Source organism: Aquabacterium fontiphilum, assembly GCF_009909205.1.
GTDB lineage: Bacteria > Pseudomonadota > Gammaproteobacteria > Burkholderiales > Burkholderiaceae_C > Aquabacterium > Aquabacterium fontiphilum.
Genome location: NZ_JAAAPN010000003.1, coordinates 209,564 through 221,883 on the forward strand (window position 1 = coordinate 209,564; position 12,320 = coordinate 221,883).

A 12,320-nucleotide genomic window follows, 5' to 3' on the forward strand; every position below is an offset into this window, starting at 1 on the left:
CGCCATGAGCGACAAGGCCATGCCATCGGTCGAGATGTACACCGATGGTGCCTGCAAGGGCAACCCCGGTCGGGGTGGATGGGGCGTGTGGATGATCAGTGGGCCGCATCAGCGCGAGATGTGCGGCGGCGAACTGGTGACCACCAACAACCGGATGGAACTGACGGCGGTGATCGAGGCGCTGGCGACGCTCAAGCGCCCCTGCCGCGTCGTGATCCACACCGACAGCGAATACGTGCGCAAGGGCATCACCGAGTGGATCACGTCGTGGAAACGCCGCGGCTGGAAGACGGCAGACAACAAGCCCGTGAAGAACGTGGACCTGTGGCAGCGCCTTGAAACGCTGGCAGCGGCCCATCAGGTGGAGTGGCGGTGGGTCAGAGGGCACTCGGGCGACCCGGGTAACGAGCGCGCCGATGCGTTGGCCAACCAGGGCGCGGCCAACCTCAGAGGATCATGACCATCGTCAGCTTGTCGTGATAGCGCACCTGGCCGGGGCCATCGACCAGCTTGACGGCATGCGGCACCACGCCACAGGCCTGAAAACCTGCACGTTCGTACAGGCGGATGGCTGATTTGCTGGCCGTGCTCACGCGCAGGGTGATCAACTCCAGGCCCATCGCCTGACGTGCTTGTGCCAGCGCGGCGTTGAGAAGCTGGATGCCAATGCCGCGGCCAGTGTGCTGGGGCGCCACCATCATCGAATTGAGTTCGGCGCTGTGACGCAATTTGGTGAGCGACTGGCGTTCCACGCCGACCATGCCCACCAGTTCACGTCCATCCCAGGCGCCCAGCAAAAAGGTGCCACCCAGCGTCTCTGTCAGGCCCAGGCGCCCCAGGTAGCTCTCGGGCGGGCGGGCGCGCTCGCTTTCGATGTCGGAGTCGAATGCCTCGGGGTACAGGCGCAATGCCTCATCGCGCAGCCGTTTGTAGGCACTCAGGTCAGCGGGCGCAAGCCGGGCAATGCGCACGGATGACTCAGTCACGACCATGAGGTGTCTCCAGGGTATTGATGTTGATGAAGCCTGCGTCATCTGCAAGGGCCACGGTCTCCCAGCGCAGCGAGCGTACCCACTGTCCGATTTTCCGTTCGCCGTTTGCGAAAACCCGCTCAGTGTGCGGGCAAACCCGGGTATTGATCAAGGCACAAAGCCAGTGATGACGCGCATCCTGGGGGGGGCTGCCTGTGACAGGCAGCACGACATCCGCATCTGTCGCCAGGGCTTTTTGCATCATGAGATGTAGCAGGCCGGCCGGCAGGGCGGGTGTGTCGCACGGATTCACCCAGACCCACGGGCTTGCGCTGTGGCGCAGCGCCGTCAGCACGCCCGCCAGGGGCCCGCTGCGCGCGGGCAGATCCGGATCGTCTGCCCGCACATGCGAGGGGGCGGGCGCAGGGCGACCGTGTCGCGCGCAAGCCGAACGCAATTCGTCCGAATAGGCATCGATGTGGCGGTTCGCCACGATCTGAGCCGAACCGGCCTGCGGCAGCATGGCATCCAGCACCCAGCTCACCAGTGGGCGACTCTGAAAATGGACCAGTCCCTTGTCGCGCCCGCCCATGCGTCGGCCCTCGCCACCCGCCAGGATCCAGGCGGCCACGTCGGGATAACGGACGGGTTCAGCCACCGATGTAGCTCATTTCGACACGCGGCCCCGCTGCGTGCGTGGGGAGCGGACTGCCCGTGGCCTCGCCTCGAAGGGCCGAATAGCGGTCGTCTCGCTGTGCCCACAAGGCCTGCACATGCGCCGCAATCTGAGCGTCGTCGATCGCATCATCGCGCAGCAGCTGGCGCAGATCGCGCCCGGCGGTGGCGAACAGGCACGTGTAGAGCCGCCCTTCGGTCGACAGCCGCAGGCGCGTGCAGTCACCACAGAAGGCGCGCGTGACGCTGGAGATGAAGCCCACTTCGCCCCCACCGTCCGCATAGCGCCAACGCTGCGCCGTGTCGCTGGCCACCGCGTCTGTGACCGGCACCAGCGGGTGGGCAGAGGCAATGCGCGCCCGGACGGCCTCAGATGGCAGTACCTCGTCCATGCACCACCGGTTGGTCTGCCCCACATCCATGTACTCGATGAAGCGCAGTGCGATGCCGCTGCCGCGGAAATGCGCGGCCATGGGCAGGATCTGGTCGTCATTGACGCCTTTGCGCACCACCATGTTGACCTTGATGGGGCCGAGCCCTGCTGCCTGCGCAGCGGCGATGCCGTCGAGCACGTGCTGGACGGTGTGCTCTGTGTCGGCCATGCGCTGGAAGGTCGTCTCATCCAGGGCGTCCAGGCTCACGGTGATGCGTTGCAGCCCAGCCGCACGCAGGCGTTGGGCCATTCGCGGCAGCAGCACACCGTTGGTGGTCATGGCCAGGTCGGGTGGGGTGCCCTCGCGGGTGCGCAGGGCCGCCAGCATGCCCACAAGTTCGTCTACGCCGCGGCGCAACAGCGGTTCGCCGCCCGTCAGGCGAATCTTGCGCACGCCGAGTTGCAGCAGCACCCGCGCAGCCCGCGTGATCTCTTCAAAACTGAGCAGGGCCGGCTGGGGTAGAAACGCGTGGTGCTTGTCAAAGACCTCGCGCGGCATGCAGTAGCCACAGCGAAAGTTGCAGCGGTCGGTGACCGATATGCGCACGTCACGCAGCGGGCGGTCCCATCGGTCGGACACCGCCATTTCGGATCGATCGGCCAGATCGGCTGTGTTAGCTGGCGTGTCCGGCGCCAGGGGTGGCCAGGGCAGCATGGCCGGGCCCACGGGGCGGATGGCGATGGGAGCGGTGGATGAAGCGGTGCGGCGGCTGGGCGGCATGACCCGCGCATTGTGGCGCGGAAATGCGGTGTCCGAGAGTGGGTGTCCGTGCAACCAGCGGGGACATGACCGCCAGCCGCCGGAGCGGCCCCGTCGTTTCAGCGCCCCGACTGTGCGGTGCTGACCATCCCGCTGACGCTGGGTGCACGTCGTGCACCGTCGTATCGGCTCTGCCAGTAAGCCATGCGCATGTCTTCGACGCGCACTTTGCCACCGGCTCGTGGCGAATGGATGAACTTGCCGTCACCGATGTAGATGCCGACGTGAGAGAAGGTCCGGCGCAGGGTGTTGAAGAACACCAGATCGCCTGGCTTGAGCTCGTCTCGCTGCACGGCCACAAGGCCGGGTGCATGGGCCTGTTCCACCGCGCGACGGGGCAGCAGCAGGCCCACACTGTTCTCGAACACGTGGCGGGTGAAGCCGCTGCAATCAAAGCCCTCTGCCGCGGAGTCGCCGCCTCGACGGTATGGCACACCCAGGAAGTCCATGGCTGACATCACCAGATCGGCAGCCAGGTCGGAGGCGCGCTCCTTGACCTGCTGGGCCAGGTTGTTGACCGGCTGGGCAGAGGGGAGCAGGCCGCGGTCGCTGAGCAGGCGCAACACAGGGTCGCTGCTGTCGAGCGAGGCTGGCGGCTGGGCGCCTGCGATGGCCGGTGTGGCACCTGTGCCAGGACCAGCGAGAGGTGATGCCTGGGGAACGGGCGTGCGCGTCGATGCCGACAGGTCCGCAATCGGATCAGTCGAAGGCACTGCGACGGCGGGCGACGCATGGGCCGCACCCTGGGGAGCAGCGTGAACCGGGGTCAGACCGCTCAGCAGGGCTGCCAGCAGGGCAGCCGCCGTGGTGCAGGCCCGCAAACCGCCGAGGCGGGGGGCGTGCACACCCGAGCGGTGGCGGGTGTCAAAACGCATGGGTCGCAAGGTTAGGGGCATTGGCCGCCCGCGTCAACCTTGCGACATCCGGGGATCCACCAAGGAAGAGGCGCCCCGACGCGTGAATCACTTCACATTCAGCGTGACACTGATGTTGCCGCGGGTGGCGTTCGAGTAGGGACAGACTTGGTGGGCCGCGGCCACGAGCGCCTCGGCTTCGTCGCGGGGCAGGCCGGGCAGGGTGATGTCCATCTTGACTTCGATACCGAAGCCGGCCGGGATGGGGCCGATGCCCACAGCGGCGTCGATGGCGGTACCCGCCGGCAGATGTTTCTTCTGCTGGCCTGCGACAAAGCCCATGGCCCCCAGGAAGCAGGCGGCGTAGCCGGCCGCAAACAACTGCTCGGGATTGGTTCCTTGGCCATTGCCACCCATTTCCTTGGGGCGGGCCAGCGCGACGTCCAGCAGTTTGTCGGACGAGACGGCGCGGCCATCACGGCCGCCTGTGGCGGTGGCATGGGCGGTATAGAGGACCTGTTGCAGCGACATGGGATGGGCTCCAGATGAGAATGAATTGTGTGCAATCAGTTTGTGTGCAAAGTATTTATTGCGCACTTCGTTGCCGTCATAACCTTTCAACAGAGAAGGTTAATCGGTGGACTCTGGGTCGTGGTCCAGCGCCGCCAGTTCGGCCTGTAACGACATCAGCTGTGCGCGTAGCGCCAGCAACTCCTTGGGTGACCGATTGAGCCCGCACGCCACCTTTGCCGGGATGCCCAGGGCCCGCGCCTTGAGCGTCCGGCCGGCCTCCGTCAGGCTGATGCGCACGCGCCGTTCGTCGCCGGCATCGCGATGGCGGCTCACCAGCCCGGCCTGCTCCAGGCGCTTGAGCAGCGGTGTCAAAGTGCCCGAATCAAGGTGCAGGCGCGCGCCCAGCTCATGGACGGCGGGCGCATCCTGCTCCCACAGCACCAGCATCACCAGGTACTGCGGGTAGGTGAGCCCCAGCGGGGCGAGCAGCGGCTTGTAGTGCCGCGTCATGGCCAGCGACGCCGTGTAAAGCGCAAAGCACAGTTGTTGATCCAGCCGCAGCAGGGGGGCGTCAGTGGTGCAGGGGCGGACGTCGCTCATGCGGCCATGGTAGTGCGGAAGCACCGCCTTTGCTGGTGGCTGTGGGTCACGCCTGGTCGCGTTCCTGGCCGTGTTCCAACTGCTCGATGCTGTCCGTCAACTCAAGCCAGCGGGACTCGAGTGTCTCGGTCTCCTCGCCCAGGGCCTTGAGCCGTTTGCCTTGCTCGGCGCGCGCCGACGCGCTCACATCGGGCGCGCTCAGCGCGTTCATCAGATCAGCCTGTTCCTGCGCCAGTGCGGCCAGACGCTCATCGATGCGCTTGAGCTCGTTTTTCAGCGGACGGGTCTGTTCGGCCAGCCGTTGACGGGCTTGTGCGGCGGCCTTGCGGTCTTCCCGTCGGTTGCCGCCGGCCGCCTCACCACTGGCCGCGCTTGACCCTGCGGCCGGCGCGTTCGCGACGCCTTGGCCCGCACCGGGTGTACTGCCCTGCGGGTCGCGTGCCGCGCGTGCGGCCGCGGCCGCGGCCTTGGCCTGGTCGAGCAGCCACTTCTGGTAGTCGTCCAGGTCGCCATCAAAGGTGCTGACACCACCGCGCGTGACCAGCCAGAACTCGTCACACACCTCGCGCAGCAGCGCGCGGTCGTGGCTGACCAGCATCACGGTGCCCTCGAACTCGTTGAGCGCGATGCTCAGCGCCTCACGCGTGGTCAGGTCGAGATGGTTGGTGGGTTCGTCGAGCAGCAAGAGGTTGGGGCGCTGCCACACGACCAGGGCCAGCACCAACCGGGCCTTCTCGCCCCCGCTGAACTGGCCAACCGGCTGCATGACCATGTCGCCCGTGAAGCGGAAACGGCCCAGGAAGTCGCGCAGCTCTTGCTCGCGCGCCTGCGGGCTCACGGTCTTGGCCAGGCGAATCATGTGCGCCAGCGGGCCTTCTTCGGGGCGCAGCACGTCCAGCTCTTGCTGGGCAAAGTAGCCGATGCTCAGGCCCTTGCCCTCGGTCACGGTACCGGCCACAGCCTGCAGCATATGAGCCAGCGTTTTGACGAGGGTGGATTTGCCCTGGCCGTTGGCGCCAAGGATGCCGATGCGCTGGCCGGGCAGCACCGAGCGGGTCACGCCGCGCACGATGGTGATGGGCTCGCTGCCGTCGACCGGGTAGCCGCAGTGCAGGTCTTTCATGACCAGCATGGGGTTGGGCAGGCTGGCCGGTTCGGGGAAGCTGAACTCGAAGTCGCTGGCCGTGAGCACCGGCGCGAGCTTTTCCATGCGCTCCAGCGCCTTGACGCGGCTTTGCGCCTGGCGCGCCTTGGTGGCCTTGGCCTTGAAGCGATCGATGAACTTCTGCAGGTGGGCGATGCGGTCTTGCTGCTTCTCGTAAGCGGCCTGGTGCTGACTCAGGCGCTCGGCACGCATCGCCTCGAAGGCGGTATAGCCCCCCGTGTAGCGGGTGAGCTTGCCTTCGTCGAGGTGCAGGGTGACCTTGGTGATGGCGTCGAGAAACTCGCGGTCGTGGCTGATGATGATCAGCGTGCCTTCGTAGCGTTGCAGCCAGCTCTCCAGCCAGACCAGGGCGTCCAGATCCAGGTGGTTGGTGGGCTCGTCGAGCAGCAGCAGTTGCGCCGGGCACATCAGCGCCCGGGCGAGCTGCAGGCGCATGCGCCAGCCGCCCGAAAAGCTGTTGACGGGCGCCGTGGTCTGATCGAGCTGAAAGCCCAGGCCCAACAACAGGGCCTGCGCGCGGGCGGGGGCATCGAAATCGCCAGCGTCGGCCAGGGCCATGTGGGCTTCAGCGATGGCGTGGCCGTCGTTGGCCGCCTCGGCTTGCGCCAGCGCCTCGCGGGCAGCCATCAGGCGGGTGTCGCCCTGCAGCACGAACTCGGTGGCGGGCTCGTCGGTTTCGGGCATGTTCTGCGCGACCTCGGCCATGCCGCCAGGCTGCAGCCAGCTCGACGGGATCTCGACATCGCCCGCATCGGGGTGGAGCCGGCCCGCCAGCAGCGAAAACAGCGAGGACTTGCCCGCGCCATTGCGGCCGATCAGGCCGACCTTTTCGCCGGCGTGTAGCGTGGCGCTCGCGCCGTCGAGCACGGCCTTGGTGCCGCGCAGCAGCGTGACGTTCTTCAGGGTGATCATGAAAGCTCAGTGGGCGCGCGGTAGGAGGACGCGCATTCAGTCTGCCAGCAGCAGGGCGTCGCGCGTCACCAGCAGAAGCTGGTCATCGCCCGCGGACGTGGGCAGCCAGGTCACGGCCAGGTCTGGGAAGGCACGCTCGAAGTTCGCTCGTTCGTTGCCGATCTCCAGCACCAGCGCGGCGTCGTCGCTCATGAAGCGGTCTGGGTCGGCGCGCAGGGTGGTGAACAACGCGCGCGTGAAATCCATGCCGTCTTCGCCGGATGCCAAGGCCAGCTCGGGCTCGGCGCGGTACTCCGCGGGCAGCCTGGCCATCGAGTCGGCGTTGACGTAGGGCGGGTTGCACAGGATCAGGTCGTAAGGGCCGTTGACGCCGCTCAGGCCATCGCTTTGCAGCAACGTGATGCGGTCTTGCAGGCCATGCTGGTCCACGTTGATGCGGGCCACGGCCAGCGCGTCGGGGCTGATGTCCGCGCCGTCGACGGTGACATCGGGGTAGGCCATGGCGGCCAGCACGGCCAGGCTGCCGTTGCCGGTGCACAGGTCCAGGACGCGGTGGGTGTGCTCGCTCAGCCACGCGTCGATGCTCCCGTCGGCCAGCACCTCGGCAATGAAGGATCGCGGCACGATGGCGCGTTCATCGACGTAGAAGGGCACGCCTTGCAGCCAGGCCTGTTTCGTCAGGTAGGCGGCGGGCTTGCGGGTGGCGATGCGTTCGTCGATCAGGGCTTCGGCCTGCGTGCGCTCTTCGTCGCTCACCGCACGCTGCTCGTTTTCATCGAGCGAGTCGATGGGCAGACCCAGTCGCCACATCACCAGCCAGGCCGCCTCGTCGAAGGCGTTGGTGGTGCCGTGGCCATAGCCAACCTGGGCGGCGTCCAGTCGCGCGGCGGCGCGCTCGATCAGCTCGATGAGGGTCACGCCAGCAGCCTTTCCAGGGTGCCGAGGTAGATGTCCTTCAGGGGCTCGATGTCTGCCACGCGCACGTGCTCATCGATCTTGTGGATGCTGGCGTTGACCGGGCCGAACTCGACCACCTGTGGGCACATCTGGGCGATGAAGCGGCCGTCGGATGTGCCGCCTGTGGTGGACAGCTCGGTGGTGACGCCGGTGACCTGCTCGATGGCGGCCGAGATGGCGTCGACCAGCGGGCCCTTGCGGGTCAGAAAGGGGCGGCCGCCCAGCGTCCAGTCGATGTGGAAGTCCAGCCCGTGCTGGCGCAGCACGTCTTCCAGGCGCTTTTGCAGCCCTTCGGGGGTGGACTCGGTCGAAAAACGGAAATTGAAATCGACCACCACCTCACCGGGGATGACGTTGTTGGCGCCGGTGCCCGCGTGGATGTTGGAGCATTGCCAGGTGGTCGGCGGGAAGTGGTCGTTTCCCTGGTCCCACACGATGGTGACGAGCTCGGCCAGCGCCGGTGCGAGCAGGTGGATCGGGTTCTTTGCCAGATGGGGGTAGGCGATGTGGCCTTGCACGCCCTTGACGCGCAGCTTGCCCGAGAGCGAGCCGCGGCGGCCGTTCTTGATCATGTCGCCCACCTGCTTGACCGAGGTGGGCTCGCCCACGATGCAGGCGTCCAGGCGCTGGCCCTGCTGCTGCAGCCATTCGCAGACCTTGACGGTGCCATCCACCGAAGGGCCTTCTTCATCGCTGGTGATGAGGAAGGCGATGCTGCCGGCGTGGTCGGGGTGGCGGGCCACGAAGGCCTCAGTCGCCACGACCATGGCGGCCAGCGAGGTTTTCATGTCGGCGGCGCCGCGGCCGTAGAGCAGGCCATCGCGGTATGTGGGCACGAAAGGCGGGGACGACCACTGGTCGAGCGGCCCGGTGGGCACCACGTCGGTGTGGCCGGCGAACGCCAGCACAGGCGCAGCGGCATCCCGGCCGCGTTTGATCGCCCACAGGTTGGTGACAGGCGCATCTTGCGGGCCGAAGACCAGCGTGTGGCATTCGAATCCCAGCGGGCGCAGGCGTTCTGCCATGAGATCCTGGCAGCCCCCGTCCAGCGGGGTCACGGACGCTCGGGCGATCAGGGCTTCGGTCAGTCGAACGGTGTCGGTCATGGGTCAGCGGCCGTAGCTGTTGCTGTCGCTCGGGTTCACTTCCAGCGTGATGTCTGTGAACGAGGGGCCATCGTCGGCTGCCTCGGGCTTGGCCACCAGCTTGGAACGCGTGGTCGACTCGTTCTGCATGCGCCACATCAGGTTGGTGGGCGAATCGGCGTGGATCAGACCTTCGTCGCGGCTCACCAGCCCTTCGTTGATCAGGCGCGCAATGTCGGCTTCATAGGTCTGAGATCCCTCGGCCAGCGATTTGTCCATGGCTTCCTTGACGCCCGTGAAGTCGCCCTTCTCGATCAGCTCGCCCACCAGCTGGGTGTTGAGCAGTACCTCGACAGCGGGCACCCGCCCGCCGGTCGTGGACTTCAGCAGGCGTTGGGAGACGATCGCCTTGAGGCCCGAGGCCAAGTCGCTCAGCAGGGCGGGGCGCGCCTCGGGGGTGTAGAACGACAGGATCCGGCCCAGCGCATGGTGGCTGTTGTTGGCGTGCAGTGTCGACAACACCAGGTGGCCCGACAGCGCATAGGACAACGCCGCCGTCATGGTTTCGCGGTCGCGGATTTCACCGATCAGGATGCAGTCGGGCGCCTGACGCAGCGCGTTTTTCAGGCCCACCTGCAATGACTGGGTGTCGCGCCCCACCTCGCGCTGGTTGACGATGGATTTCTTGTTCGAAAACAGGAACTCAAGCGGGTCTTCGATGGTGAGGATGTGGCCCGTCATGCGCTGGTTGCGGTGCTCCAGCATGGCGGCGAGCGTGGTGCTCTTGCCCGCGCCAGTGGCCCCCACGACAAGGATCAGGCCCCGCTTTTGCAGCACCAGATCGCTCAGCACAGGCGGCACGTTGAGCGATTCCAGCGGCGGGATGTCCGACGGGATGTAGCGGAAGACCGCCGCCACCGAGCCGCGCTGCTTGAAGGCGCTCAGACGGTAGATGCCCACACCCGGGATGGTGATCCCGAGGTTGAGCTCGCCGGTTTCGTCGAGCTCTTCCATCTGCGTGGGCGACACCAGCTCGGACAGCAGCTGGCGCGGCTGAGACGGCGTCAGCGGCTGGTCGGTGAGCTGCAGCAGCTGGCCGCTGATCTTGATGAGGATGGGTGTGCGGGCCGAGAGAAAGACGTCAGACGCTTTCTTTTCGGCCATCAGGCGCAGGATGCGCTCCAGGTTGCCACCACCACTCATCGCGATCTCCCGGTTTGTCTGCTGTGTGAAGGGCTTTGCCGGCAGCGATCAGGCGCCGCGCAGCAGGTCGTTGATGCTGGTCTTCGAGCGTGTCTGCGCGTCCACGCGCTTGACGATCACGGCGCAGTACAGCGAATACTTGCCGTCAGCCGAAGGCAGGTTGCCCGAGACCACGACCGAGCCGGCAGGGATGCGGCCGTAGGTGACCTCGCCAGTGGCGCGGTCGTAGATCTTGGTCGACTGGCCGATGTACACGCCCATCGAGATCACCGAGTTCTCTTCGACGATCACGCCTTCGACCACCTCGGAACGGGCGCCGATGAAGCAGTTGTCTTCGATGATGGTGGGGTTGGCCTGCAGCGGCTCCAGCACGCCGCCGATGCCCACGCCACCCGACAGGTGCACGTTCTTGCCAATCTGGGCGCACGAGCCCACGGTGGCCCAGGTGTCGACCATGGTGCCTTCATCGACGTAGGCGCCGATGTTCACGTACGACGGCATCAGGATCACGTTCTTGGCCTGGAACGAACCGCGGCGTGCCACAGCGGGCGGCACCACGCGCACACCGGTTTCGGCCAGCTGGCTGGCCGACATGCCGGCGTACTTGGTGGGCACCTTGTCGTAGAACTGCAGGGCGCCATCGCCCATGGGCACGTTGTCATTGAGCCGGAAGCTCAGCAGCACGGCCTTTTTGACCCACTGGTGGGTTTCCCACTGACCGTTGATCTTCTCGGCCACGCGCAGCTTGCCGGTGTCGAGCTGGTCGATGATGTGGTTGACGGCATCGCGCACTTCGGCCGGCGCGCTGGCGGCCGACAGCGAGGTACGTTGTTCCCAGGCGTTGTCGATGATGGTCTGAAGGGCTTGCGTCATGGTGTGATACGTCGGGTAAGCAATGGGATGAGCCGGGGCGCAGCGTGTCAGCTGCGCTCGGCGATGAACTGGCGGATGCGCTGGGCGGCTTCGACGCACTCGTCGACGCCTGCCACCAGCGCCATGCGGATCCGGCCGGCGCCCGGGTTGACGCCATGCGCTTCACGCGCAAGGTAGCTGCCGGGCAGAACCGCCACATTGTATTGAGCCAGGAGTTCGCGGGCGAACCATTCGTCGCTTCCTCCACCCAGGTGTGCCGGCACCTTGGCCCACAGGTAGAAGCTGGCATCGGGCAGGGCCACATCCATGACCTCGGCCAGCAGGGGAGTGACGCGCTCGAACTTCTCGCGGTAGAGGCGGCGGTTTTCCACCACGTGCGCCTCGTCGTTCCAGGCGGCCACGCTGGCGCGCTGAACGGCCGGGCTCATCGCGCTGCCATGGTAGGTGCGGTACAGCAGAAAGGCCTTCATGATGGCCGCGTCCCCGGCCACGAAACCGGAACGCAGGCCGGGTACATTCGAGCGCTTCGACAGGCTGGTCAGCGCGATCAGGTTGCGGAAGTCTGTTCGGCCCAGTTGAACGGCAGCCTGAAGGCCGCCCAGCGGTGCGGCGTCGGGGCCCTCGCGGAAGTAGATCTCGCTGTAGCACTCGTCCGAGGCGATCACGAAGCCATGCCGGTCGCTGAGCGCGAACAGGCGCTCCCACTCGGACAGCGGCATCACGGCCCCCGTCGGGTTGCCGGGCGAGCAGACGTACAGCAGCTGGGTGGTGGCCCAGGTGGCCTCGGGGATGCTGGACCAGTCGGCTGCAAAGTTCCGGGCCGGGTCGGAGTTGGCAAACGCCACACGTGCGCCCGCCAGGATCGCCGCGCCTTCGTAGATCTGATAGAACGGATTGGGGCAGACCACCGTCGGGCCACCCGCGTCGCGGTGCTGGCTGGGGTCAATGACGGTCTGGGCCAGCGCGAACAGGGCTTCGCGCGAGCCATTGACTGGCAGGATCTGGGTGGCTGGGTCGACCGCAATGTCGTAGCGCCGATGGAGCCAGCGCGCGCAGGCTTCGCGCAAGGCGGGCTCGCCTGCCGTGGCCGGATAGGCCGCGAGTCCGTCAAGCGCATTCGTCAGCGCAGACTGAATGAACGCCGGCGTGGCGTGTTTGGGCTCGCCGATGCCCAGGCTGATGGGCTTCAAAGCCGGATTGGGTACCACATCGGCGGTCAGCTTGCGCAGGCGCTCGAAGGGGTAGGGCTGGAGATGGGACAGCAGCGGATTCATGGCGAGATTATCGCCGTGCATGGCATGCCGCGGCAGCGGCGCCGC

Annotated in this window: 13 protein-coding genes; 1 reads left to right on the forward strand and 12 read right to left on the reverse strand. The window is 66.6% G+C overall.

Annotated elements, in window-relative coordinates:
• Positions 1 to 19 precede the first annotated feature (19 nt).
• Positions 20 to 460 (forward strand): ribonuclease HI, encoded by a 441-nt coding sequence (gene rnhA / locus GTZ97_RS04765; RefSeq protein ID WP_161649558.1) that lies wholly within the window; start codon positions 20 to 22, stop codon positions 458 to 460.
• Here the strand turns inward: rnhA and GTZ97_RS04770 are convergent.
• The 12 genes from GTZ97_RS04770 to dapC form a co-directional block, all read right to left on the reverse strand.
• Positions 447 to 992, reverse strand: coding sequence for a GNAT family N-acetyltransferase (locus GTZ97_RS04770; protein ID WP_161649394.1), 546 nt, complete (start codon positions 990 to 992; stop codon positions 447 to 449). The two genes, rnhA and GTZ97_RS04770, sit on opposite strands and share 14 nt — an antisense overlap.
• Entirely contained in the window at positions 979 to 1,629 is a 651-nt protein-coding gene (gene mobA, locus GTZ97_RS04775; RefSeq protein WP_161649396.1) for a molybdenum cofactor guanylyltransferase, read from the reverse strand. The genes GTZ97_RS04770 and mobA overlap by 14 nt, the downstream gene beginning before the upstream one ends.
• Positions 1,622 to 2,800, reverse strand: coding sequence for a GTP 3',8-cyclase MoaA (gene moaA / locus GTZ97_RS04780; protein ID WP_407926727.1), 1,179 nt, complete (start codon positions 2,798 to 2,800; stop codon positions 1,622 to 1,624). Before moaA ends, mobA begins: the two co-directional genes overlap by 8 nt.
• 98 nt (positions 2,801 to 2,898) lie before the next feature.
• On the reverse strand, positions 2,899 to 3,714 hold the full coding sequence (locus tag GTZ97_RS16460) for a C40 family peptidase (RefSeq protein WP_407926728.1): 816 nt from the start codon (positions 3,712 to 3,714) through the stop codon (positions 2,899 to 2,901).
• Between the two features lie 87 nt (positions 3,715 to 3,801).
• The gene (locus tag GTZ97_RS04790; RefSeq protein WP_161649397.1) at positions 3,802 to 4,224 is read right to left on the reverse strand and encodes an organic hydroperoxide resistance protein; all 423 of its coding nucleotides are present in this window, start codon (positions 4,222 to 4,224) and stop codon (positions 3,802 to 3,804) included.
• A 99-nt stretch (positions 4,225 to 4,323) separates the two neighbouring features.
• A complete protein-coding gene (locus GTZ97_RS04795; protein ID WP_161649399.1) occupies positions 4,324 to 4,806 on the reverse strand; it encodes a MarR family winged helix-turn-helix transcriptional regulator in 483 nt (160 codons plus the stop codon).
• Between the two features lie 46 nt (positions 4,807 to 4,852).
• On the reverse strand, positions 4,853 to 6,883 hold the full coding sequence (locus GTZ97_RS04800; protein ID WP_161649400.1) for an ABC-F family ATP-binding cassette domain-containing protein: 2,031 nt from the start codon (positions 6,881 to 6,883) through the stop codon (positions 4,853 to 4,855).
• Between the two features lie 36 nt (positions 6,884 to 6,919).
• Positions 6,920 to 7,801, reverse strand: a complete 882-nt coding sequence (gene prmB / locus GTZ97_RS04805) for a 50S ribosomal protein L3 N(5)-glutamine methyltransferase (RefSeq protein WP_161649401.1) — start codon at positions 7,799 to 7,801, stop codon at positions 6,920 to 6,922.
• Entirely contained in the window at positions 7,798 to 8,946 is a 1,149-nt protein-coding gene (gene dapE / locus GTZ97_RS04810) for a succinyl-diaminopimelate desuccinylase (RefSeq protein ID WP_161649403.1), read from the reverse strand. Before dapE ends, prmB begins: the two co-directional genes overlap by 4 nt.
• Positions 8,947 to 8,949: 3 nt before the next feature.
• Positions 8,950 to 10,128 carry a PilT/PilU family type 4a pilus ATPase gene (locus GTZ97_RS04815; protein ID WP_161649405.1) on the reverse strand — a complete coding sequence of 393 codons (1,179 nt, stop codon included), beginning with the start codon at positions 10,126 to 10,128 and terminating at the stop codon, positions 8,950 to 8,952.
• A gap of 48 nt (positions 10,129 to 10,176) precedes the next feature.
• A complete protein-coding gene (dapD, locus tag GTZ97_RS04820; RefSeq protein WP_161649407.1) occupies positions 10,177 to 11,001 on the reverse strand; it encodes a 2,3,4,5-tetrahydropyridine-2,6-dicarboxylate N-succinyltransferase in 825 nt (274 codons plus the stop codon).
• 47 nt (positions 11,002 to 11,048) lie between these two features.
• On the reverse strand, positions 11,049 to 12,275 hold the full coding sequence (gene dapC, locus GTZ97_RS04825) for a succinyldiaminopimelate transaminase (protein ID WP_161649408.1): 1,227 nt from the start codon (positions 12,273 to 12,275) through the stop codon (positions 11,049 to 11,051).
• Between the last annotated feature and the right edge of the window lie 45 nt (positions 12,276 to 12,320).